This window comes from Acinetobacter sp. EKM10A, assembly GCF_011075215.1.
Taxonomy (GTDB): domain Bacteria; phylum Pseudomonadota; class Gammaproteobacteria; order Pseudomonadales; family Moraxellaceae; genus Acinetobacter; species Acinetobacter baumannii.
On the sequence record NZ_JAALLK010000046.1, the window covers coordinates 1 to 377 of the forward strand.

Annotated in this window: 1 protein-coding gene; it reads left to right on the forward strand. The window is 41.9% G+C overall.

Annotated elements, in window-relative coordinates:
• The coding region (locus tag G9371_RS19005; protein WP_032009380.1) for an aminotransferase class III-fold pyridoxal phosphate-dependent enzyme at positions 1-377 on the forward strand (377 nt) is incomplete at both ends.

Sequence of the window (377 nt, forward strand, 5' to 3'; positions counted from 1 at the left end):
TGGATGGTTCCAGTATTTGCACCGGCAAATTTCATTCCGGTACGTGGTGAAGGTTCACGTATCTGGGATCAAGAAAATAAAGAATATATCGATTTTGCAGGCGGGATTGCAGTAAATGCATTAGGTCATGCGCATCCAGTGGCAGTCAATGCGTTAACAGAGCAAGCAAAAAAACTTTGGCATGTCGGTAACGGTTATACAAATGAACCAGTACTACGCCTTGCTAAACAACTCACCGAAAATACATTTGCAGATAAAGTATTCTTCTGTAACTCAGGTGCAGAAGCGAATGAAGCAGCTTTAAAACTTGCGCGTAAAGTTGGGCTAGACAGTGGTATAGCTGGTAAAAGCGGTATCGTTGCATTTAACAATGCTTT